This is a genomic window from Shewanella sp. KCT (assembly GCF_007636505.1).
Taxonomy (GTDB): Bacteria; Pseudomonadota; Gammaproteobacteria; order Enterobacterales; family Shewanellaceae; genus Shewanella; species Shewanella halotolerans.
In genome coordinates, this window is sequence record NZ_LVDJ01000006.1 from 205,651 (window position 1) to 228,918 (window position 23,268).

A 23,268-nucleotide genomic window follows, 5' to 3' on the forward strand; every position below is an offset into this window, starting at 1 on the left:
TCAGATCAAGTCCCTCTGGGTTGCGGTTTCCGCCTGGGCCTCCAGGCTGAGTCCTTCGGTTTCATCGATGAAGCGGATCACCTCGTAGAGGTAATCCAGCTTGCCGGTGGCGATATAGATCTGCTTCTCCTGGTTGGGACGCAGCAGGTATCCCAGCTCCACCAGACGCTTAAACACTAGCTTGATCTGCGCATCCACCTGGGTAGAGCTGGAGCCAAACAGGCGATAGTGGCTGATCTTGGCCAACTGTTCGCGAAATGCCGGAGTATCTTCGATACGGATCTGTAGCTCGTTGAGGCGCACCGCCGCCCCTTCGGACAGGGGCGCATCCTGGCCGCTGGCCTCTTGTACCAGCACCAGCCACTCCACCAGAGGGATCAGCGCATGGCAGATGTCGCGAAACTGACTGGAGATCACCTTACGCTCATCGTCCCCCAGTTGCAGATAACCGCAGAAGAACACCTCGCCCTCCCCAGCCGAGGCCAGGGTACGATTGATCTGATTCAGGTATTGCTCGACGTTGTCGCGAGTGGTCTGCGACTTGAGCGCACGCCAGGCGTCTTCGTTACTGGTACGGCAGATAAACTCGCCACGCAGCAAGGCTTCGATCAGGGCGCCCTGGCCCACGAGTACGGTTTGTGTGCTACTGCTCATTTACACAGCCTCCTTGGCAAAACGCTGGCTCAGCTTATCGGCAATGGGGTTAACTTGTGGCTTAACCACTTGTAATTTCTTGGTTTGCTTGTTGATGATGTATCTGTTGGCAAACAGGTTAAGCACCTCAGACTCAGGGTTCGGGAAGGCGCCCAACACCGAGATATTATTATTTTCACAGGCATCGAAGATCTTCTTCACGTTGCCGTGATGCAGCGTGCCCAGCTCGTCGATCGGCCAGTGGATGGTGACATCGGCGCGGCCACGCAGCAGACGGGTGAAGGCCAGCAGGAACTTACACAAGATCAGGTAAGCCATACCATGGCTCGAAGATTCGTTGAGCTGACGGTCGGTGCGGATCACCAGGTCACTGTTGCCCTCTTTCAGACGCAGCTCAATCTCCAATAGCTTGGCGATGCCGCCGGTCAGGGCGGCGCGGCCGATAATATCCAAGGCGCGGCGCATGCTGCTGGTGTAATGCTCATCCGGCAAGTCGGCGAAGCCCTCGGCCTTCCACTGTTTAAACGCCTTAACGAACTCCTCCAGCTCGGGCCAGAACTCCAGCTCGCTGATGCGCGAACGGATGCGCACCGCCGACTCGCTCACCCCGTCGAGGAACAGCTCTTCGCCCACCTCGCGGGTGATGCGGGCACTCTGGGAGGCGATGCGGCGGTCAATATCCGCCAGCACATCGTAAAACGCCGTCAGATCGATACCGAAGTTACGCCCCTGCTCTCGCAGGCCCATGATCGCCTGAGGCACCATGACGTTGAGCAGCTGCTCCAGTTGCGGTACCAGCTTGCGATAATCCAGCAGGCGAATGCCCTTGTCGTTGACGAAGCTCGACTCCTCGCGGGCGCGCTCCCAGGTCTCAGATAAACTTGAGCCCGACTTGCTGGCGATCACCGAGTCGAAGTGCTCGATATACTGCTTCACCGAGCCCATCAGCTGATCCCGACGCAGTAACAATTCTTCGCCCTGACGCAGACGCTCGGTGAGGCCACCCTGCATCTCATCCTGGCTCGATGGCAGCTTAAGTTCGGCCAGCTTACGCATCACGGCGCGCAGCTTGGTCAAGTTCTCCGAGGCCTCCACCTGGATGGCGTCGGACTGCTTGCGCTCGCTATCATATTGCTGGCGCTGATGTTTAATCTCGTTGGCCTTGGTGGTGAGCTGTTGACTCAGCTCGGTTACCGCCATCTTGACCTGACTCAGCTCGGTCTGCAGCTTAGGCTTGCGCGCGAGCCAGGTATGCTGATACCAGTCGTCGAAGCGCAGCACCTCGCTGCGACGCTGCTCCGCCTTGCTGATGTTGCTCTCCAGCTCGCGGATCTCCTGCTTGAGCTTGACGATCTTGGCTTCGTCGACGCCGCGGGATTTCAGCTCATCCTTATACCACTGCTCGCAGGCCTTCTGCTCCGTCTTGGCTGCCTGACGGCGATCGTTGATATTTTGCTTCACCTGGGAGAGCTGGGCATCCAAGGCACCGACCACTTCCTGCCAGTAGGCCTTCTTCTCCATGCGCGCCTCGAGCGCCTGCTCGTTTTGCTCTTCGAGCCACTCCTGGTGCTGGGCCTTGAGCTGTTTCATCTCGCTGTCGAGACGGGCGAGCCGCTTCTGCGAATCGGCCTTGCGGGCACTCAGCGCCTGATTGATCTTCTCCTGCTCGGCGCGTTTCTCGTCGAACAGGCGGCGCAGATCGTCGCGGCTATTCTTGTAGGCTGTCTTGGCAAAGGTCAGTTCGCGGTTAAGCTTATCCAGCTCGGCGTTGATGGCTACCAGGGCCTCTTCCGCCTCGGCCTGCAGCTGCTTGGCACTGGCCAGCGCCTCCTCGGCCTCACTGTAACGGCCCCTGAGCTCCTGCTCCGAGGCGGCATATTCTGGGGTGGTCAGCGCCTTGAGATCCAGCTCGACGCCGCAGAAGCTGTCGCCGCCGGCCGACTTGGCGGGGTGCAGGTCGCTGCGATGTAAAAGCTCTGGGTTGATCAGCTTGCCTATGCTCTCCTCCCAGCCGTCGACCTCCTTGCGCAGGTACTCAAGCAGGGTATGAGACTGAGGAAAGAGCACCTGATGCAGCTCATCCAGTGCGCCCTGACGCTCGATAACCCTTAGCCCTGCCTGTCTCAGGCTCTCGTTGGCCTGGTCCCGCTTGGCCCTGAGCTTGCGCTCCTCACCGGCCAGGCGATCCACCATGGCGTTGCACGCCTCCTGCTCCTCGTCGGCGCGGGAGATGCGCTCATCAAATACCGCCAGGGTCAGCTTCTCTTCTTCGCTGTAGGTGACGCCGTTGACCTGCATCTGCAGCTCGGCCGCCGTCAGCTTCAGCTGATATTCCTGCTCGTTGTGCTTGGCGCGGCCCGCCTCCATCTGCTCACGCCAGCTTTGCTCCAGGGCGGCCAGCTCCTCGCGGCCCGCCTCCTGCTGCTTGTCTCTGGCTTCGCGATGTTTATCTTGTTCCTTATCTAGCTGTTCCAGCTCGCGGTTGAGGTTCTCGCCTATCTTGCTGCGACGGGCGTTGTAGGCCGCCTCGATATCCTGGTGCTTCTCGGTTTGCAGCTTATGACGCTCAGTCAGGTTCTCCAGGCTGGCGCGCCAGCTGGGCAGCTGCTCAAGATCCAGTTTGGCCTGCTCAATGTCGGCATCGAGAAAACCTGCGTGCTGATCTTCGATGATATCCAGCTCGTGCTCTATCTTGGCGACATCGCCCTTGGCGGCGGAGAGATCCAGGTTAAGTTCGTCGCGCAGCTCCTTCCACTCGTCGTCGAGCTGACGCAGCTTGTTGCCGAGATCTTTCGAGCGCTGCTGATTTAGCTCCTGACGATCTATCTCCTGGGCCTCATCCTTACCGTAGCCGCGCTTCAGGCCAGCCAGGCGCTGCTCCGCGCTCAGCAGCTGATTAAACTCCTGCTCCAGCTTGTCAAATTCGGGGCGGATCTGCTCGAAGCCCTGGATCAGCTGGCTCTCGCGGATCCAAGACTCGACCCGCTGCGGGTTGAGGCGTGAGCTCGGCGGGTTAACCCCATCCTCCTCCAAGATGGCAGCGATCATCGACTTGATGGTCTCCATCTTACCCTCTTTGGAATGTACCGCCTTGGCCAGCTTCTCTATGTGGCGCAGCGTGTGTTCGTGCTGACACAGGGAGAACTGGCGGGCGTAGGCCCTCAGCTCGCTGCGGTTGCTGCCGGTACTGAGCAGGGTGCGATCGTTTTGGATGATGGCGCGATATTCGCGGGTGTTCAGCAGGTTGGTCACCGCCACACCGGCGCGTTTCATCTCTCGGCCCAGCTCGGCCATGTTATGGCAGAGAATCGACTCCCCCTGCTGCGACTTCACATAATCTTCCAGCTCGAAGCCCTTGCCGATGAAGCGATAGTTGACCCCCTTGCCATCACCGGCAGAAGCCAGCACAGCCTGGGTCAGCAGGCCATCGTCGCGGCGATACTCGTAGATGATGTAGCTGGAATCGTGGGGCAGATACCAACGCTCGAAGCTGTCACGGGTCGAGGGCACGACGCGGCTGGGGTATTCGCCGTAAAACACGGGCACCAGACGCTGCAAGGTGGTCTTGCCCGAGGCGTTGGTACCACAAATGTTGGTGTGTCCATCGAGGGCGAGTTCCACAACGCCGGGGAGGTGCGTATTGATCAGCACGATACGATTTAAGCTTGGCATCTCTTTCCTTATCCAAACGAGCTTGTCGGCCGCCCAGTGGGGCGAGCAGCAAAGGGGAATAGCAAAACAATCCCACTAAAGTAAAACAAAGCTATCGGCTTGGCAATCTGGCCCGGGACTTGGGTGGGATAGTCGTTTAAAAAGCGTGCGTAACGCCCGATTTCAGGCGGTTTTCACGGCAGGAATGAAGAAGGCGGCCAGCATAAAGAGAAGGAGTGATGTTCAGTATGGGCCTAGGCTCGTGGCGAATGCCAATGGCTAAGTGCTGAGAACAAGAAATAGAAAGGGCCGACCAGCGTCGACCCCAACTTAGATTTTCAACTCTGCAAATAACACAGGTTAATCGGCTTGCTGATAACTCATGCGGCGCCCTTCGTAGCGGGCCACCATCTCATCCATGCTCTGGGCTTCCAATGGACGCAGGCCGCTAAGCACCAGCGTTTTCTCGCCGGTACCCACTAGCTTATCGCCGCAGTGCAGCTCAAATTTCAGGGTCACGTCGCCGCGCTTGCCATCGACCACCAGGGTCTGCTCCACCAGGTTGAGGGCGATGCTGTCAAAATCTAAGGTGTTAAGATCGAATGACATGCTCTCGTAGATCACCAGGGGGCGGGCCGGGTTGATCATCACGCCGTGCTGCTTCATCAGCGGCACCAGCACATGGGTAAAGTTAAGCCCGGAGAAGGCCACATAGCTACGCACGAATGATTCTGTCTGCACCTCACACAGGGTCGACTCGCCGCTGCGGCTCACGCTCAGATACTGCTTATCCTTGTCATCCAATATGGCAAAGCTGTCGCCTACTGCATCGGGAAACACCAGGTTGACGCCGCTACCGACCATGCCCTCGAAACGAAAAGTCATCTTCTGGCTCAGCCCATATTGTCCCAGCACCAGGGCGAACAGCAGATCTCCGGGAACGCAGAACTTCTTGGCATCGACATCGTGGATGGGGTTAAAGTCCTGTGCGACGCCCTTGGCAAATTCACTCGCCTGTTGGGCTGACACAGAGACCAGTTGCTGTGCTTTATTAAAATAAGGACTTAGAAACATATCGGCTCGTCAATCAGGGTTATGATAAAGGTTAGATAAAACATTCGTTATAAATTTAAGGAGGCACAGTCTATAGCAAAACCCGCGAAACACTTCTCCGATGACTTGAGGAGCTCCTGTTTTGCCACCCATCTAGGCCGAAATATCCGCTATTTCCCTGTCGCAACTCTCCTATCCCCTTGACTCGTCTATGACTTAAGCCCATCCAGTCGATCGCTCAAACTGTGCCCAAACCATGACTCAAACTGTGCCTCAAGCTGAGCCTCAAACCAGAAGCAAGACGGCTGATTTTCCCCAAAACGCCTCTAAAGCTGCAAAAAAGATAAATTTTTAAAATTAACAATGTCAGTCAACGTCAAGGGCTAAAAATCAGAAAAAACAACATCAAACCATTGTTATAAAATGATTTTAAATCAAACCAACCCTGCGCTACCTGGGTACAAGCTCCTTTACCTTAACTTTACATTTGTTGATCTCAATCAAAAAACTTAATGATAATAGTTTGCATTACGATACCTAATTGATAGAATCGCCAGCAACTTAATAACCCTGATACAACAACTGGGAAGAGAAATGATGAAGAAAACGCTAATTGCCGCAGCACTGGTCAGCGCATTCGCTAGCCAAGCCGCTATCGCCTCTGATGAGACTCAAGAACTGCGTAAAGTGATCGAACAGCAACAGAAAGTGCTGAAAGATCTTGAGAAGCGTCTAGAGCAAACCGAGCAGCGTGTAGAGAAGACAGCCGACGCCGTTGAAGAAAGCAGCTCAGCCAAGAGCGCGACAACTATCGGTGGTTACGGTGAACTTCACTACAACAACATCACTGACAACAAATCAGGTAAAGACAAGAAAGAGTTCGACTTCCACCGTTTCGTGCTGTTCTTCGGTCACGAGTTCACCGAAAAGACACGTTTCTTCTCTGAGCTGGAAGTTGAGCACTCTATCTCTGGCGAAGGCCAAAACGGTGAAGTCGAGCTAGAGCAGGCTTACATCGAACACGATTTCAACGACATGCTGACGGCTAAGGCGGGTCTGTTCCTGATGCCAGTGGGTATCATCAACGAAACTCACGAGCCACCAGCATTCTACGGCGTTGAGCGTAACCCAGTTGAGAAAAACATCCTGCCTGCCACTTGGTGGGAAGCGGGTGCCAACCTGAACATCAAGGCAGCCCCAGGCCTGGCCTTCGACGCAGCGGTCACCTCTGGCCTGAACGTTGGCGACGACTACAAGATCCGTGGCGGTCGTCAGAAGGTTTCTGAAGCGAAAGCCGAAGATCTGGCTTACACTGCACGCGTTAAATACACCGCCGTTCCAGGTCTAGAGCTGGCTGCAACTGTGCAGTACCAATCTGACCTGACTCAAGGCCGTGGCGATGTTGACACCGCTTCTGCGACCCTGATGACAGCACACGCTATCTACACCATCGAAAACTTCACCATCAAGGCACTATACGCTCAGTGGGATATCGACGGTAAAGAAGCCGAAGCACTTGGCCGTGACAAGCAGAAAGGTTACTACATCGAGCCTTCATACCGCTTCAACGAAAGCTTCGGTGTGTTCGCACGTTACAATGCCTACGACAACGAAGCTGGTAACGGTGTAGACTCAGAGATCACCCAGACTAACGTTGGTGTGAACTACTGGTTGCATGAGAACGTTGTCTTCAAAGCCGACTACGAAAAAGTTGGCGGCGCGAAAGATGCCGACGGTTTCAACCTAGGCGTTGGCTACCAGTTCTAAGCCATTAGCCCATATCGCAGTGCTCAACGCTCCCTTTGAGCACTGCCTATGGCTAAGGTACTTCTCGAGGTGCCTTAGCCATAGTAAAAGGAATTAGTGAAAACAACGGATTATCCCACAGGCCTCATCCACTCTTGCTACCGGGTCAATCGATGAAAGCGCTCTCTGTTAAGCTCCTACTTGCCTCACTCTTCACCGCCTTCTGCGTGCAGGCCGCCAGCGTCTATCAAAGCAATGAAGACTTTATCAGCCAGGCCTTTGCCGCCTCTATGCCCAAGGCCAAAGTCTACTGGCTAGAGGATAGCGATAAGCAAGCGATCGAGGAGATCCTTGCCCACAAATTCAACAAGATGCGTCTGCGCTACTGGCTGCACGAAGGCGAGACGGTATGGATCCTGGAGGAGATAGGCAAAGAATCCCCCATCACAGTCGGCATACATGTCAAAGACAAGGCCATAGTGCAGACCAAGGTGCTGGTCTATCGTGAGAGCCGCGGCGACGAGGTGCGTCACGAATTCTTCACCGACCAGTTTAAGCAGGCCAGGCTCACCGAAGATCACCAGCTGGATCGCAAGATAGACGGCATCACAGGCGCCACCCTGTCGGTACGCGCCCTCACCAAGCTGTCACGCATCGCCCTCTACCTGGACGACAAGGTCAATCACTAAGCTCCCATCGAGCTGCTTAGTTGGTGTTATCCCTATGGCTGTTATATGATGGCCAGCGAGCAGGCGAGCCCTGCTCTTTTCGTATCCAACAGGCTGTCAGCGCCGGGCATCCATGAGTCTGCTTGCGGCCGCGTGCCAAATATTAGTCAGAATAAAGAACGCCATAGATGACAAATAAGCCCCGCCATCCCCATCGTAAACCCCTGTGGCAGAAACTCGCCAAGATCTTCCGTCCCTGGCACAGACGCCTAGGGATCGCCAGCGCACTCCTGGTGGTCATGGTTGCCGTCAGCGGCGTCTTGATCAACCACAGCAACGACTTCAAGCTAGATACCGCCCACGTGCATCAGGGTTGGCTGCTGGATCACTATGGCATCAAGGCCCCAGGCCAAGTCGCCATCTATGCCAGCGAGCCGCTACTGGCCGCAAGTGACAACCTGCTCTGGCTCAGAGACAAGCCGGTCCTGGAGGCTCAAGGACCGCTGCTTGGCGCCCTCGCCTATGGTGAGCACTATGTGGCTATCGACGCCCAGCACCTCTACCTGCTGGATCAACAAGGCGCCCTGCTGGAGCAGCAGAGCCGTGCCACCGGCCTGCCCCAAGACCTGCGCGCCCTGGCGCTGTTACCCACGGGTGACGCTGGGCAGCTCTGGCTGAATACGGCGTCGGGCAGTTATCTCGGCGATAGCGATCTCATCGAATGGCAAGAAGCAAAGCCTCTGGTGGCGCTTGACTGGCAGACCCCGCTTGCGGACGCCAGCACTGAAACGATTAGTAAAGAGTTGTCACTCAAGGCCCGCGCTATGCACCTCAGTTGGGAGCGAGTACTGCTGGACCTACACAGCGGCCGTATCGTCGGCCTGCCCGGCTCGCTGATGATGGATCTGGTGGCGCTATGCCTCATCTTCATGGCGATCTCCGGCCTCTATCTTTGGCAGCAGGCCAAGCCCCGCAAGCGCAAGGCATAAAGCAGTACAAGGTATAAGGCAGTAGATAGAATAAGGCGGCGACTAATATCAGCCCTTTAAAAAGCCGTCTATTTTGCAAACAAAAAAGCTCACCTAAGGTGAGCTTTTTTATTGAGGCGCTATGGCTAGGCGGCCTTAACCGCCCATCAGCTTCTGCCACCAGGAGAGCGGCTCGCCGCAGTTCTTGGCCGGGCGATAGCTCTCAGCCAGTGCTGGCACCGCCACCACATTGCCGCAGTTGCCCTGTTTGGCGACACCCGTCTTGGCATCGAAATAGCCAGACACCACGCCATTGACCGGCGTGCGTCTCAGGCTAATGGGAGCGCGCTGCTTGAGGAAGGCCTGGTAGACGGCCATGGCACCACTGCTGCCATAGAGGCTGGTCTTGCCGTTATCGTCCAGCCCCACCCAGACGGCGGCCACGTTACGCTCATCAAACCCGGCAAACCAGGAGTCGCGGGAATCGTTACTGGTACCCGTCTTACCCGCCAGGGTCACGCCCGGGAAGGCCTGGCCCAGCTTAGTTGCCGTGCCCGACTGCACCACCTGAGTCATGGCGTGTTGCACCAGGAAATCGCTGGCCACAGAGATCGCCTGATCCGCGCCGCGCTGACTGGCAGACAGCGGCTGATTGTCGGCGTCCAGCACATGGGTCACAGCACTCAGCTGGCGGTAGCGTCCATTGTCAGCCAGGGTCTGGTACACCTGCGCCACCATCAGCGGTGAGCCGTTAACGGCCCCCAGCAACATGGATGGATACTCTGGGATGGTCTCGTCCCAGCCCGACTTGGCCAGTGTGGTCGCCACCGCGTCTGTGCCTATCGCCATGCCGAGGTTCACCGTCGGCACGTTCATCGACTTCTTGAAGGCGGTCATCAACGGCACCTCGCCGGAGAACTGCTTGTTGACATTCTGCGGCGACCAGGTCTTGCCCTGGGAGTTGGTCAGGGTGATCGGCTCATCCTTCAGCGGCGTCGCCAGGGTGTACTTGTCGCCGTGGGTCAGTGCCGTAGCGTAGACAAAGGGCTTGATAAGCGAACCGATAGGACGGCGGATCTCCACCGCGCGGTTAAAGCCCTGATAGCTTGGCACCTTGTCGCCCACCATGGCGGCGATACCCGCCGAGTACTTGTCGGTCACCACCATGCCCACCTGCAGCGCCTTGTCACGCTGCTCCAGGCTTTTCATGGTCGAGCGCACCGCCTGCTCCGCCGCCTCCTGGGCCAGGGGATCTAAGGTGGTGTAGACCTTGATGCCCGACTGCTGAAGCAGGCTGTCACCGAATCGACGCGACAGCTCACCGCGCACCACGGCGAAGAAGGCTGGTAGCTTCTGATGCACAGGCTTGCTCGCCTTACGCACCCCAAGGGGGGATTCGACCGCCGCCTTGTATTGTGCCACCGGCAGCTGGCCCGACTCCATCAAGAGACGTAGCACCAGATCCCGACGCTCCTGAGCCCGCTCGGGGAAACGCCAGGGGTTGTAGTAGGAAGGCCCCTTGATCGCCGCCACCAGGAAGGCCTGCTGCGGCAGGGTCAGCTCGGCGATCGGTCGGCCGAAATAGAACTGAGACGCCAGCCCCATACCGTGCACGGCGCGGGACTTGTCCTGACCCATGTAGACCTCGTTGAGGTAGGCCTCGAGGATCTCATCCTTATCGTAGCGAAAATCGATAATGATCGCCATCAGGGCTTCCCTGAGCTTACGTATGATAGAGCGCTCGCTAGAGAGGAAGAAGTTTTTCGCCAGCTGCTGAGTCAGGGTCGAGCCGCCTTGCACCGTGCGCCCGGCGCTGATGTTGACCATGGCGGCGCGTATGATGGCAAAGGGATTCACGCCGTGATGTTCATAGAAGCTCCTGTCTTCCACCAGGATCAGCGCATCGACGATCGCCTTGGGTATCTTGTCTGTGGCCACGAACAGCCTGTCTTCACCATCGCCGGTGATCATGCGATCCAGCAGCACGGGCTCCAGGTGGAACACCGCCAGCTCGCGATGGTCACTGCTGCGGGCCACCGAGGCAACCCCTTGGCTGTCGAAGCTGATCATCACCCGCTGGGCTTCCTGGGATCCTTGAGGATGGAGGAAGGGACGGCGCCAGAGATCCACCTTGGTCCTGGAGGCGGAAAACTCGCCCACCTGACGGGGATTGGCCACCTTGCGATAACCCAGCAGCTTAAGCTCGGCGATCAGCTGATCGTGGCTCACGGCCGCACCGGGATAGAGGGCCATGGAGCGGCTAAAGACCTGCGCCGGCAGGTGCCACTTCTGCCCCTCAAACTTGCGGGCGATGATCTGATCCAGATAGATACTGTAGATGGTCATGGCAGCAAACAGGATCAGGCCGAGCTTCCAGCTCAAAGACCAGATCCTGCGGCCCCAACCCGGCCTCGCTGTCGCGGCACTCTTGCTTGCCGACTTACGCTTAGGCGTTTGGCTATTACCCGCCTTGCTATTAGTCGACTTGCGCGGTCTGCGTGGTGTTGGCGTCTCTTTATTCGTCATCGTGTTTCCAGTCAAACAGCAAAGGGGCTAGAGCCCCTTAGCTGACATCTTTTTCTTGGTTAATTTGGTCGGCAAGGTGTTGGCGGGATCCTCCGGCCACAGATGCTTAGGATAGCGTCCCTTCATCTCTTTCTTCACCTCGACATAGGGCCCGGCCCAGAAGTTGGCCAGATCGGCGGTCAGCGCCAGCGGTCGCATCGCCGGCGACAGCAGCTCCATGGTCACCACAAGTTGCCCCTGGGCCAACCTGGGACTCTCCGCCATGCCCAGCGCCTCCTGCAAACGTACACTCAGTAGCGCCCGCCCCGACATCTCATATCGTATCGCCGCCCGAGTGCCCGTCTTCATGGGCCAATGGCTCGGCAGCGCCTCATTTAACATCTGTTGTTGTCCCCACTCCATCTGGTTGTGGAGCAAGGTATAGAAATCCAGTCCCTTGAGCTGGGTCAGGCGGCGCACCCCGTCAAGATAGGGGCCGAGCCACTCAGGCAGCGTCGCGAGCAAGGCCTGATCACTCAGATCCGGCCAATCGCCTGCGAGAGCGAGCTTACTTGCCAGGGCGACGCGCAGGCGAAGCTGTTCCACCTTATCATCAAATCCCAGCAGGGAGAGCCCCTTGATGCGGATCAGTTGATAGATGGCCTGCTTGATCGTCTCTTCATCCAGGGTCGCCAGGGGGCGCTCACCCAATATGATAGCGCCGATGCGCCGCTGAGTTAACCCGTAAAAGCGCGCCTTCTCCTCATCCCAGCCGGTCTCAACAACCGACTTCACCTTACTGGCCAGGGGGCCCTCGAACAGCGCGGCATCCAGCTTGGCCGCCAGCAGAATACGACCGCTGCTCTGACCTTCGCTCTCCTGAAAATCGGCGACCACCAGCCAGGGCTCGCCCTGCAAGGCATCGTCATCATTGAGAGCAACACCTGCGCCGCAGGCAAGCTGATACCCCTTGGCGCCACGGGCCTTGGCGATGCGATCGGGAAAGGCCAGTGCCAGCAGGGTTGCGATATCCTGGTCGCGACTCTCGCCGATGACCTTGGCTATCTGATTGCCTCGACCGGCATTCATCCTGGCCAGATATTGCTGCGCCAGCTTGGCGACTTCGCCGCCTCTGGCATCGCTCAGATAACGGCTGATATCGGCGCCGCGTCTTGCCAGGGCACGTGATTCCAGCAGCGCGGCCAGCACGGCGGCAAGGGGCAGATAATAAGGATCATCAATGCCATCCATCTCTTTGGCGGCCAGTAGCATGTGGGCCAGACGCGGATGACAACCAAGCCGATAGGCGGCGCGGCCATGGGCCGTGATACGCCTGTCGCCATCCACCAGCGCCAAGGCTTGCAGCAGCTCCCAGGCTACCGTCTCGTTAGCCTCGGACGGGGGCGAGATCAGCGGCAGCGCATCGAGGGCATTCACGCCCCAAAATGCGGCATCCAGAACTGCGTTGGTTAAGTCGCCATGGAAGATCTCAGGTTCATCGGCCTTGAGCAAGCGCTCATGCTCCTGCTGCGGCCAGAGGCGAATACAGTGTCCCTCACTCAGACGACCGGCGCGGCCACTACGCTGGGCCGCCGACGACTGGCTGATCCGTTTGAGCGACAAGCGGCTCACCGCCGTCCTAGGGTTGAAGCTGGCCTGACGCTTATAGCCGGCATCCACCACCAGACGAATATCTTGGATGGTCAGGCTCGACTCGGCCACGTTGGTGGAGAGCACCAGCTTACGCATCCCTGGCGGTGGTGGCGCAATCGCGCTGTCTTGCTGCGCCGGCGGCAGGGCGCCATAGAGGGGGGTAATCAAAAACTGTTTAGAGTCGAGGCGCTCGGTTAATAGCGTCTGTAACCTTCGAATTTCTCTCTGGCCGGGCAGGAAGGCCAGCAATGAACCCTCTTGATGCTCGGTCACCGCCTCGACGATCATCTTGGCCATGTGCAGCAGCCAATCCTGATGGGCGGGGCTGGGACGGTAACTCAGGCTCACGGGGAAGCTGCGGCCCTCGCTCACCAGGCTTGCCGCCTCGGGCATCAGGGCCTGTAACGGCAGGCCGTCCAGGGTCGCCGACATGGCGAGGATCTTAAGATCCTCACGAAACGAGGCCTGCACCTCCAGCGCCAATGCCAGACCGAGATCTGTGGTGAGGTGGCGCTCATGGATCTCATCGAAGATGATTAAGCTGTAGCCAGATAATTCAGGATCCTGCTGGATCATCCTAGTCAGCACGCCTTCGGTCACCACCTCGAGTCGGGTCTTGGCGCTCACGCTCGACTCGCCGCGCACCCTAAAACCCACCGACTGGCCCACGGGCTCGCCGCGCCTGGCCGCAATAAAGTGCGCCACGCTGCGCGCCGCGATGCGTCTGGGCTCCAGCATCAAGATCTTACCCTCAATCTCAGGCCAGTCGAGCATGGCCAGAGGCAGCGCGGTCGACTTGCCCGCACCGGTTGGTGCCTGCAAGATCAGTTGGGCATTGTCCGCCAGCGTCCGCTGGATCTCGGGAAGGAGTGTCTGGATCGGGACTTGGTGAATTTCTTGATTAGCTACTTGGTTCAAAGGGTGGTGTTCAATCGACAAAAACTGCCGACAGTTTACTAAAGATGAGGGCAAAGCTAAACAGACGAGTCCCTGCTTGGGGCTCGTCCCAGGTTAACATCTCTTAACCTTCCAGCACCCGAAACCAGTGCAGGCCTTCACCCGAGGTCAGTGAAGTGAGCGGCTCGGGACGCGCGATGCCGTAACCCTGACCAAATTCGACGCCCAATTTCTGCAGATGTTTTGCCACCTCGACCGACTCGACAAACTCGGCCACTATCTCGAACGCCAGTTCGCGGCCCAGCTGGCAGATGGCGGCAACGATCGCCTGATCGGCGCGATCCTCGCACAGGTGTTGAATAAACTGGCCGTCGATCTTCACATAATCGACGTCCAGCAACTTAAGGTAGGCAAAGCTTGAGAAGCCAGAGCCGAAATCATCCAGCGCCAGCTTACAGCCCAGGGGCTTCACAGTGTTGATCAGCCCTGTGGCATGATCCAGCTGACTCACCGCCGCCGTCTCGGTGATCTCGAAGCAAAGCTTACTCACCAGCTCAGGCTCACCCAGCAGGCGCATCTCCAGCCAGTTGATAAATTCGCTGTCACCTATGGAGAGAGCCGACAGGTTCACAGACACCATAGAAAGAGATTGCCACAGCGCCAGGTTTTCACTGCCCCAGCGCAATAGCTTATCGATCACCCAGCGATCCAACTTGGCGGCTAGGTTAAATCGCTCTGCGGCCGGCAGGAAGATTCCAGGTGGAATCAGCTCGCCCTCGGTGGAGCGCATGCGAAGCAAGATCTCCAGATGCAAGCCATCGTCACTGACGCTTAGCGGCTCTATTGGCTGGTAGAAGAGCTCGAACCTGTCGTTGGCCAGGGCGCCGACGATATCCACCGAGGCGCTCATCTCGGTATTGAGCTTCTCCACCACAGGATCCTGATCGCTATAGAAATACCAGGCATTCCCGCCCTTCTCCTTGGCGAGACGACAGGCGGCGCTGGCGCGGCGCAAGAGATCCGAGACAGAGTCAACCTCGTTCTCGCAGCGAGCCAGTCCCATGGAGACGCTCACGCTGTGGCTTCGCCCCTCCCAGCTAAATTCATGGTTGGCCATGGCCTGGCAGATACGTTCGGCCACCTGCTCGGCGATCTGCGCATCGATATTGGGCATCAGTATGCCAAACTCGTCACCGCTGAGACGGGCGATCACATCTTCCTTGCGCACCAGCTGACTCAGGCGGGCGGCGAGCTGGCACAAGAGCTGATCGCCGGCCCTGTGGCCACTGACATTATTGACCACCTGGAATCTGTCCAGATTGATGAACCCCACGAAGGTAGAACGCTCGCACTGGCAGGGATTGGCCAGATCATACAGGGCCTCGAAATAAGCGCGATTGGGCAGTCCCGTGAGTGGATCGAAATTAAGCGAAACGGTGTGCGCTTCACTCTCCTGAACCGGCTCGCCCACTGGCTCCACCAACATGAGGATGGGGCCGTCTTCGCCGGACAGGCAGAGGAAAGTCACCTTGGCCAGGGCATCATCGGGGGCGTATTTCAGCGGTACCTCACAGCTGGATTGCTCCAGGACCTGATCACGCACCAGCGCCATGGTATCCAGCAGGCGTTTCTGCTCCCGCTTGGGTACCAGAGTCTCCACCTTCTGTAGCGTCTCCACATGCAGACTTTCGGCGGCGCTCTGGTTGAAACGTATCACCCTGTCATCGACGCCGATATGCACGCAGGGGATGGGCAGTCGATAGAGATGCTCGATACAGACCAGCTCGTTACTCTTAGCATTTAAGCGCTGACGCGCCGCCTCCTGCGCCAGGCCAAGCAAGCTGCCGGCCAGCAGCAGATTATGGCGAATCGCCTCGGGCCATATGCCGTTGCAGTCGTAGCGATAGGCGCCGAAGATATAGTGCCTCCCTCCTCCCACGGGCAGCAGCAGCACGCTGCGGATCTTGGCCTGATTCAGACGCAGGCGGCTGTCTTCATCGTCGATCACGGAAGCGACATCTTCGACGATGGCAGGTTCGCGCAGCGAGGTATAGGAGTGTAGATGACGGTTGTTGGCCACCCGGCTGAGCAGCATCTCGGCGTCGCGTTTGCTGAAGATAGAGGCATCGGACTGGTACATGGCTTCGATCTGCACCGGCAGACGTCCCTTGCCGACACGTAACAAAAACAGGCCATCACACTGATTGCTGGCGGCAAGTTGCTGCAGGATAAGTTGCAGCTCCTCTTCCAGATCGTGTTCGCATAAAAAAGCAAGCGTCTGCTCAAGCGATTGGGATCCCTGTTGCGTATCGGATGACATATACTATCTAGTCCTTAGATTGGCTAATCTGATACAAACACTGATTATAGTCAGAAATCATAGGATTACCCTATGGATTAAGTTGTAAAAGCTAGCTGAGAGTGACTATAGGTTATATTTCACTTTTTTAACGACATTAGCGAAATAAGTCGCTTTAAAATCAAGCCTGTAGAAAGCTCAACTCGTTGCATTTTTGTAACACACTTTAACCTTTTTCGGCAACCAGGGGATACTCAATGAAACGACTCTTTCTCGCCATCGCACCCGATGCGGCGCAGCTGGAGCAACTGACCCAGTTACAGGCGAGCTTAGACGGTGAGGGACGCCTAGTCCCCAGAGATAATCTGCACATGACGCTGGCCTTTCTCGGCCAATGCAGCGAGGCGCAGCAGGAGGCGCTGAGCGAGTCCCTCGCCCGGCTCGCCCATCAACGCCGTCTGCCGGTATTTGAGGTGACGCTCAACACCCTAGACCATTGGGTTAAGCCAAAAATTATCTGCCTCAAGGGCGCGGCGCGGGATCCCGGGCTTATCAGCCTGTTCAACCAATGCCAACGCCTGGCCCAGCAGCTCGGGTTACACACCAGCGAGCACAGCTTCACGCCCCACATCACCCTGATGCGTAAGGCCAAGATGCTGCCCGCTCTCAAGGCGCCCAGCCTCACCCTCAGCGGCCATGCCCTGCATCTGTATCACTCTCAGAGTAGCGAGCAGGGGGTGCAATATAAGGTATTGGCCTCCTGGCCACTCACGGCCCCAAAAGCATAAAAAAAAACGCGCCAAATGGCGCGTTTTTCTCATTCACTACAGCCTAGTCTTGCAGCAGCTCGGCGATGGTCAACACACCGTGGGCAGTTGCCCCTGCGGCCCACAGGCCGTTAGCCGTATCGGCGAAGGCCGAGGCGAGATCCATATGCAGCCACTGGGTGTCGTCAGACACGAAACGCCAGAGGAAACCGGCGGCATTTGAGGCGCCACCCGCGCCGCCGCCTTTAACAGGACGGCTGTTGGCGGTATCGGCATAGGCAGATGGGCACATCTCTTTGTGCCAAGGCTCAAGTGGCAGCGGCCATACCTGCTCGGCCACGGAGGATGCCTTCTCCTGAGTGCGGCTGATCAGCTCACGGCTCGGCGAGAAGATGGCGTTGTAAGAGGTGCCTACAGCCATCACGGCGGCGCCGGTCAGGGTCGCGGCGTCGATCACCAAAGGTGCACCGGTTTCACAGGCAGCCTGCAGACCATCGGCCAGCACCAAACGTCCCTCGGCATCGGTATTGACCACCTCGACCGAGACACCATTCTTATAGGTGAGGATATCCCCCAGCTTATAGGCGCGGCCGCTGATCAGGTTCTCGGCGCAGCAGAGGAACAGCTTGATGCGCTTGTTCAGGCCAGACTTGATCGCCAGCCCCAGGGCCGCAGTCACGGTCGCCGCGCCGCCCATGTCGCACTTCATTCCCAGCATGCCTTCGGATGCCTTGATGCTGTAACCGCCCGAATCGAAGGTGATCCCTTTACCCACCAAGGCCGCCGACACAGGGGCGTCTTCGCCCAGCGGGTTATAGTCCAGCTCCAGCAGCGCAGGTGGACGCTCGCTGCCACGACCGACAGAATGAATGCCGATCCACTTCTCCTCCAGCAGGGCTTCCCCTTCGATGATGCGGTAGCTCACCTTGTCGCCGCCCACTTTAGTCAGCCACTGGGCCGCCTGGTTAGCCAGGGTCACTGGGGCGAGGTTTTCAGGGGTCTCGTTGATCAATTGTCTGGCGAAGGCCGCGCTGTCGCGTCTGTCATCCAGCACCTTCTTGACGGCATCGTCGCCAGTCCAGGCGATCTTGCCGATCTGCTTGGCGGTAGCGAACCCCTGGGCGAAGGCCCACTGAGTGTGAAGATCCCAGAGCGCGCCCTCGAGCGCCACCTCGTTGATCCCCTGACCGCGTAGCTTACGCGCCGCTTGCTGTACCTGGCGTAGCTGATCGCCCGCCTGCAGATGGATATTGGCCTGGCCCGCCGTAAAGGTCACATCTGCGCTGCCCCAATGGGCCGCTGGGGCGTCCTCGGTCAGATAAATCTTCATCACGTCGCTCATAATTGTTCCTTGTTAGTACAGAGAGTGGCGAGGCCTTAAGGCCTGTTGATCTTTCAAGTTTAATTTTTGTTCAATCTAAACGCGTTTTGCGCGAGGCGAGAGCCATGAAGCATAGTTACTCTATGTGAATGGCGAACAACAAAGAAATCGTCTGGAACGATTTCTAACAGCCTAGCTGACCGCCTGCGGTGAAAGGCAGGAAGCCTTTCATAAAGTGCAGCGCGCGTTTAAATGAACCCGTTGGGCAGCGTTTGTAGGCCATTTCTACAGCGTTATCGCCCGTTGGTGTAGAGGACTACACGACACAGGCGCTGCCTTGTATAAACCACCTTCAAACTGCTGCAAAAACAAACAGCAAAGATCAACAGGCCCTAGTGGGCCTGCCTAATAATGCATCCAAGTATAACGCCAATCACCCTGCTTTATCTAACCCCCTCACGCTTATCCCTAACTATCCCTAAGGGAGCGCCATGGCAGGAGAAGGTTACAGGAACGGCTTCAGGTCGCCGCGACAGCGCACCGCCTAATAAGGTAGAATCCTTGCGCTCTCGCTAGACACTCAAGATAGCCGCTCAGGGTGTGATCGCAGACTCAGTCACACAAACCTAAGGCGCTAAAACCTTGAGGCGCTAAAACCTTGAGGCGCAAAACCCTCGCATCAATATAAGTAGAACAACAAGGTCGACAAGATGATTTTTACCCCCCCATTCGAACAGGGAAAGTTACTCAGACGCTACAAGCGCTTCCTCGCCGACGTACAGCTAGATGACGGCACGGAAATCACCATCCACTGTCCCAACACGGGCTCGATGCGCAACTGCCTGTTTCCCGGCGAGCGGGTCTGGTTCTCTACCTCAGATAATCCCAAGCGCAAGTATGCCCACACCTGGGAACAGGCGGCCTCTGATGAGGGCCACATCATAGGGATCAACACGGGACGAGCCAACGCCCTGGCGGCCGAGGCGATTGAGGCTGGGGTGATAAGCGAACTGACCGGCTACGACCGCCTGCGCCGGGAGGTTAAATATGGCAGCGAGAACAGCCGTATCGATCTGCTGCTCGAGAGCGAGGATAAACCCGCCTGCTATATAGAAGTCAAAAGTTGTACCTTATTAGAGCAGGGCCAGGGATACTTCCCCGATGCGGTGACTACACGAGGCCAGAAACACCTTCGCGAACTGATGGAGATGGTCAAGCAGGGCCACAGGGCCGTGCTTTTATTTGTGGTGCAACATACTGGGATAACCACTGTGGCAGCGGCCCGCCATATCGACCCAGAGTACGCCGAACTACTGACTCAGGCACACCAAGCCGGAGTGGAAATTCTCGCCTACAGCAGCGAACTCTCCCCAAGCGCCGCCAAGCTGATTAAATCCTGCCCTGTCAAGTTGTAAATAGACGGTAAAAGTTGAATTAATGCGTAATAGAGGACATAGTCAAAAGATAAACTCATGGCAGCTTAAAAAATTTGCGTGGTATATCAGATTCTGATATAGATATCGGCCTTTAATAAAAGACGCCCTACAACGCAAATGATTAACAGGAGATGCGTTATGCCTGAAGGCACTAAAAAACTTGGCGTGCTCGCTATCGCAGGTGTAGATCCTTACCAGGAAAAACCGGGTGAGGAATATATGAATACCGCTCAACTGGGTCACTTCAAAAAGATTCTCGATGCTTGGCGTAGTCAGCTCCGTGAAGAAGTGGATCGCACCCTAAATCATATGCAAGATGAAGCGGCTAACTTCCCTGACCCTGTCGACCGTGCGGCTCAGGAAGAGGAGTTCAGTCTTGAACTACGCGCCCGTGACAGAGAGCGCAAGCTAATCAAGAAGATTGAAAAGACATTGCAGAAGATCGAAGACGACGATTTCGGTTTCTGTGATTCATGCGGTATCGAAATCGGTATCCGCCGTCTCGAAGCCCGTCCAACGGCCGATCTCTGTATCGACTGTAAGACGCTCGCCGAGATCAAAGAGAAACAGATGGCCGGTTAAGCTGGCGAGAAGCGGGGCTTAGCCCCGCTTTTTTGTATCCAGTCGCCCCGATGAGCGACATAGAAAGTGTGAACAAAGGTTTTGCCGTGATCCCCCAAGCAGACCCCTCCCTCTCCCCCGATAACCCAATGCAAATCGACAAGCCCTATGTCGGCCGTTTCGCGCCCTCGCCCTCCGGGCCGCTGCATTTTGGCTCGCTCATCGCCGCGCTAGGCAGCTATCTGCGCGCCCGCGCCGAGCAGGGACAGTGGCTGGTGCGCATCGAAGATATCGATCCCCCCAGAGAGGTAGCCGGTGCCAGCGACCTCATCCTCAAGACCCTTGAGGCCTACGGCCTTCATTGGGACGGCGCTGCGCTCTATCAGAGCAGTCGCCTGGATGAGTATCAGGCTAGGCTTAACAGTCTGCTGACAGAGGACAAGGCCTATTACTGCCAATGCACCCGCAAGCAGATCCAGGCGATGGGCGGCACCTACGATGGCCGCTGCGCGACCCGCACAGCTAAACATACAGCAGGCGCTATCCGCATCCGTAACACGCTTGCCATAGATCATTTCGATGACGAGCTGCTGGGGCCTATCCAGGTCGAGCCAGAGTTTGCCGCCGAGGACTTTATCATCAAGCGGCGCGACGGCCTCTACGCCTATCAACTGGCGGTGGTGATGGACGATGCCTTTCAGGGGATAACAGAGGTAGTGCGCGGCGCCGACCTGCTCACCTCCAGCGCCCGCCAGGCGACCCTGTTTAATTTATTCGGTGACAACGCGCCTAAGTGGCTTCATCTGCCGCTGGCCTGCGCCGAGCCTGGGATGAAACTCTCGAAGCAGAATCACGCCCCGGCCATAGATCTTAATGCGCCCCAGGCCAGCATCAACGCCGCGCTCGCCTTCCTGGGCCAGGCTCCCTGCGAACCAGACAGCGTCGAGACTATGCTGGCCCAGGCCGTGAGCCAGTTTGATCTGAGTCGCATCCCGCGCCAGCAGGAGATCATACTTGCGCCGGGCGCTTAAGCACCGTAAAAGCATAAACCTAACCGCCGTCACGAAACCCGGCCAGACGAGCAGAGTCCGGGTATACTCTTTGACCCATAATTGAGTTATGATAGCGGCCTAATTTTAACCCTGACTCAAGATCCAAGTTCGAGGTGTCCTATTTTTCGCCGTATTAGTCAATTCTGTAAGCAGCTTTTTGAAGACAATCAAAACACCACAGAAACCACACCAGCGGGACTAAGCCTAGAGATAGTTGCACGTAAACATCATGCAATCTCTCGCCAGCACATTAGCGAAAACGCTATTAAGGTACTCTATCGTCTGCACAAATCTGGCTTTAAGGCCTATTTGGTGGGCGGCGGCGTGCGCGACATCCTCCTAGGACTCGAGCCCAAGGATTTCGACGTGGTCACCAATGCCACGCCGGAAGAGATCAAGAAGCTATTTCGTAACTGCCGCCTGGTAGGGCGCAGATTCCGTCTGGCCCATATCGTCTTCGGCCGCGACGTCATCGAAGTCGCCACCCTGAGGGGCCACCATGTAGACAGCGGCGAGAAGATCTCTAAAGTCAACGCCGAGGGTCGCCTGCTGCGCGACAACGTCTACGGCACCATAGATGAAGACGCCGAGCGCCGCGACTTTACCGTCAACGCCCTCTACTATGATATCAGCGACTTTTCCATCCACAGCTATGGCGGCGGCCTGCAGGATCTCGAGTCTCGCACCCTGCGTCTGATCGGCGACCCGCAGAAACGCTACCGCGAAGATCCCGTGCGCATGCTGCGCGCCGTGCGCTTCGCCACTAAGCTGGGAATGAACATAGACAAGGCCGCGGCGCAGCCGATCCCTGAGCTAGCCCCCCTGCTAAAAGATATTCCTGCCGCCCGTATGTATGAAGAGGTGCTCAAGCTCTTCTTCGCTGGTCAGGCCCAGAACAACTACGTCATGATGCGCGACTTTGGCCTGTTCGCCCCTCTCTTTCCCCTGGTGGATAACCTGCTAGAGGAAGATCCTAAGGGACCGAGCCACAAGATGGTCAAGGCGATCATGCGCAACACAGACGAGCGGGTTGAACAAGATAAGTCGGTCACCCCGGCCTTCTTCTACGCCGCCATGCTCTGGTACCCCCTCAGCCAGCGCGCCGATGATATCGCCCTGGAGAGTGGCCTGAGCCAATATGACGCCTTCTACGCCGCCATGGGCGATGTGATGGAGCAGCAATGCCGCACCATCAGCATTCCCCGTCGCTTCAGCACCCCGGCCAAGGATATCTGGCAGCTGCAACTGAGGTTCGAACGCAACCAGGGCACACGTGCCTTCAAGTTCATCGAGCATCCTAAGTTCCGTGCCGCCTATGACCTGCTACTGCTGAGAGCCGAAGCCGAGGGTGGTAACCTGGCCAAGACGGCCGCCTGGTGGAAGAGCTTTGTCGAAGGCAGCGAAGAGCAACGCAGCGTCATCGCCCGCAGCACCAACAAGGGTAGCCGCAGCCGCAACAATCGCCGTCGTCGCAGCCCGAAGAAGACACCTAAAGCCGAATAATGAACACCGTCTATGTCGCACTGGGGGCCAATCTCGCGTCCCCAAAAGCCCAACTGGATCAGGCCTGTCAGGCACTGAAGGCCTTGGCAAGCGACGGACAACTAAGCGTCTCCCCCTATTACCAGAGCGCCCCCATGGGTGATGTGCCGCAGCCCGACTACCTCAATGCCGTGGCTCGCTTTACCACCACCCTCGCCCCACTGGCGCTGCTCGATGCACTACAGGCGATCGAGAACGAACAGGGTCGGGTACGTGAGGTACGCTGGGGCGCCAGAACCTTAGATCTGGACCTGCTTCTCTATGGCGACTGGCAACTGGATATCCCGCGTCTTCAGGTGCCGCACTACGGCATGAAGACCCGCAGCTTCGTGTTGCTGCCCCTATTAGATCTGGCCCCAGATCTCATTCTCCCCTGCGGCACCAAGCTGACCTCACTGATCACCGAGGAACTTAAGAGACAAGTTCAACAACTCGGCCCGGATCATTGAACTTAAGCCCCAGTTAGCTTATAAAGCACACTACTGCCCAGGCAGA

At 57.3% G+C, this 23,268-nt stretch carries 16 protein-coding genes; 9 read left to right on the forward strand and 7 right to left on the reverse strand.

What is annotated here, in order from left to right; translation table 11 throughout:
- The 3 genes from AYI87_RS10985 to AYI87_RS10995 form a co-directional block, all read right to left on the reverse strand.
- Complete coding sequence (locus AYI87_RS10985; RefSeq protein ID WP_144202062.1) at window positions 1–654, reverse strand: condensin complex protein MksE; 654 nt, start codon at window positions 652–654, stop codon at window positions 1–3.
- On the reverse strand, window positions 655–4,326 hold the full coding sequence (locus tag AYI87_RS10990) for an ATP-binding protein (RefSeq protein WP_144202064.1): 3,672 nt from the start codon (window positions 4,324–4,326) through the stop codon (window positions 655–657).
- A 339-nt stretch (window positions 4,327–4,665) separates the two neighbouring features.
- Entirely contained in the window at window positions 4,666–5,379 is a 714-nt protein-coding gene (locus AYI87_RS10995) for a DUF3581 domain-containing protein (protein WP_144202066.1), read from the reverse strand.
- A gap of 576 nt (window positions 5,380–5,955) precedes the next feature.
- On the opposite strand from AYI87_RS10995, the gene AYI87_RS11000 reads away from it, so the two are divergent.
- From AYI87_RS11000 to AYI87_RS11010, 3 genes are all read left to right on the forward strand, one after another.
- On the forward strand, window positions 5,956–7,125 hold the full coding sequence (locus AYI87_RS11000) for a porin (protein WP_041406713.1): 1,170 nt from the start codon (window positions 5,956–5,958) through the stop codon (window positions 7,123–7,125).
- 152 nt (window positions 7,126–7,277) lie between these two features.
- A complete protein-coding gene (locus tag AYI87_RS11005; protein WP_144202068.1) occupies window positions 7,278–7,793 on the forward strand; it encodes an FMN-binding protein in 516 nt (171 codons plus the stop codon).
- A 167-nt stretch (window positions 7,794–7,960) separates the two neighbouring features.
- The gene (locus AYI87_RS11010; protein ID WP_144202070.1) at window positions 7,961–8,761 is read left to right on the forward strand and encodes a PepSY-associated TM helix domain-containing protein; all 801 of its coding nucleotides are present in this window, start codon (window positions 7,961–7,963) and stop codon (window positions 8,759–8,761) included.
- A gap of 135 nt (window positions 8,762–8,896) precedes the next feature.
- On the opposite strand, the gene mrcB is transcribed toward AYI87_RS11010, so the two are convergent.
- From mrcB to AYI87_RS11025, 3 genes are all read right to left on the reverse strand, one after another.
- On the reverse strand, window positions 8,897–11,266 hold the full coding sequence (gene mrcB, locus AYI87_RS11015) for a penicillin-binding protein 1B (RefSeq protein WP_144202073.1): 2,370 nt from the start codon (window positions 11,264–11,266) through the stop codon (window positions 8,897–8,899).
- 27 nt (window positions 11,267–11,293) lie between these two features.
- Complete coding sequence (gene hrpB, locus AYI87_RS11020) at window positions 11,294–13,816, reverse strand: ATP-dependent helicase HrpB (protein WP_260865124.1); 2,523 nt, start codon at window positions 13,814–13,816, stop codon at window positions 11,294–11,296.
- Window positions 13,817–13,919: 103 nt separating this feature from the next.
- A complete protein-coding gene (locus tag AYI87_RS11025) occupies window positions 13,920–16,115 on the reverse strand; it encodes a putative bifunctional diguanylate cyclase/phosphodiesterase (protein WP_144202075.1) in 2,196 nt (731 codons plus the stop codon).
- Between the two features lie 236 nt (window positions 16,116–16,351).
- On the opposite strand from AYI87_RS11025, the gene thpR reads away from it, so the two are divergent.
- Window positions 16,352–16,882 carry an RNA 2',3'-cyclic phosphodiesterase gene (thpR, locus tag AYI87_RS11030; protein ID WP_144202077.1) on the forward strand — a complete coding sequence of 177 codons (531 nt, stop codon included), beginning with the start codon at window positions 16,352–16,354 and terminating at the stop codon, window positions 16,880–16,882.
- 43 nt (window positions 16,883–16,925) lie between these two features.
- On the opposite strand, the gene pepB is transcribed toward thpR, so the two are convergent.
- Window positions 16,926–18,203: an aminopeptidase PepB gene (gene pepB, locus AYI87_RS11035; protein ID WP_144202079.1), complete on the reverse strand. Its 1,278-nt coding sequence runs from the start codon at window positions 18,201–18,203 to the stop codon at window positions 16,926–16,928.
- A 689-nt stretch (window positions 18,204–18,892) separates the two neighbouring features.
- On the opposite strand from pepB, the gene sfsA reads away from it, so the two are divergent.
- The 5 genes from sfsA (at window position 18,893) to folK (ending at window position 23,222) form a co-directional block, all read left to right on the forward strand.
- Window positions 18,893–19,597, forward strand: coding sequence for a DNA/RNA nuclease SfsA (gene sfsA, locus AYI87_RS11040; RefSeq protein ID WP_144202081.1), 705 nt, complete (start codon window positions 18,893–18,895; stop codon window positions 19,595–19,597).
- Between the two features lie 159 nt (window positions 19,598–19,756).
- A complete protein-coding gene (dksA, locus tag AYI87_RS11045) occupies window positions 19,757–20,200 on the forward strand; it encodes an RNA polymerase-binding protein DksA (RefSeq protein ID WP_011866925.1) in 444 nt (147 codons plus the stop codon).
- 128 nt (window positions 20,201–20,328) lie between these two features.
- Entirely contained in the window at window positions 20,329–21,210 is an 882-nt protein-coding gene (gluQRS, locus tag AYI87_RS11050; RefSeq protein ID WP_144202188.1) for a tRNA glutamyl-Q(34) synthetase GluQRS, read from the forward strand.
- Window positions 21,211–21,291: 81 nt separating this feature from the next.
- Entirely contained in the window at window positions 21,292–22,734 is a 1,443-nt protein-coding gene (pcnB, locus tag AYI87_RS11055) for a polynucleotide adenylyltransferase PcnB (RefSeq protein ID WP_186300608.1), read from the forward strand.
- Complete coding sequence (folK, locus tag AYI87_RS11060) at window positions 22,734–23,222, forward strand: 2-amino-4-hydroxy-6-hydroxymethyldihydropteridine diphosphokinase (protein ID WP_144202083.1); 489 nt, start codon at window positions 22,734–22,736, stop codon at window positions 23,220–23,222. The genes pcnB and folK overlap by 1 nt, the downstream gene beginning before the upstream one ends.
- Window positions 23,223–23,268 lie beyond the last annotated feature (46 nt).

Bases quoted from the DNA above. Each gene is read 5' to 3' on its own strand.
- thpR (WP_144202077.1), top strand. From the start codon at position 16,352: ATGAAACGACTCTTTCTCGCCATCGCACCCGATGCGGCGCAGCTGGAG.
- mrcB (WP_144202073.1), bottom strand. From the start codon at position 11,266: ATGACGAATAAAGAGACGCCAACACCACGCAGACCGCGCAAGTCGACT.
- gluQRS (WP_144202188.1), top strand. From the start codon at position 20,329: ATGCAAATCGACAAGCCCTATGTCGGCCGTTTCGCGCCCTCGCCCTCC.
- AYI87_RS10990 (WP_144202064.1), bottom strand. From the start codon at position 4,326: ATGCCAAGCTTAAATCGTATCGTGCTGATCAATACGCACCTCCCCGGC.
- AYI87_RS11025 (WP_144202075.1), bottom strand. From the start codon at position 16,115: ATGTCATCCGATACGCAACAGGGATCCCAATCGCTTGAGCAGACGCTT.
- AYI87_RS11005 (WP_144202068.1), top strand. From the start codon at position 7,278: ATGAAAGCGCTCTCTGTTAAGCTCCTACTTGCCTCACTCTTCACCGCC.
- AYI87_RS10995 (WP_144202066.1), bottom strand. From the start codon at position 5,379: ATGTTTCTAAGTCCTTATTTTAATAAAGCACAGCAACTGGTCTCTGTG.
- folK (WP_144202083.1), top strand. From the start codon at position 22,734: ATGAACACCGTCTATGTCGCACTGGGGGCCAATCTCGCGTCCCCAAAA.
- AYI87_RS10985 (WP_144202062.1), bottom strand. From the start codon at position 654: ATGAGCAGTAGCACACAAACCGTACTCGTGGGCCAGGGCGCCCTGATC.
- dksA (WP_011866925.1), top strand. From the start codon at position 19,757: ATGCCTGAAGGCACTAAAAAACTTGGCGTGCTCGCTATCGCAGGTGTA.
- pepB (WP_144202079.1), bottom strand. From the start codon at position 18,203: ATGAGCGACGTGATGAAGATTTATCTGACCGAGGACGCCCCAGCGGCC.
- AYI87_RS11010 (WP_144202070.1), top strand. From the start codon at position 7,961: ATGACAAATAAGCCCCGCCATCCCCATCGTAAACCCCTGTGGCAGAAA.
- sfsA (WP_144202081.1), top strand. From the start codon at position 18,893: ATGATTTTTACCCCCCCATTCGAACAGGGAAAGTTACTCAGACGCTAC.
- AYI87_RS11000 (WP_041406713.1), top strand. From the start codon at position 5,956: ATGAAGAAAACGCTAATTGCCGCAGCACTGGTCAGCGCATTCGCTAGC.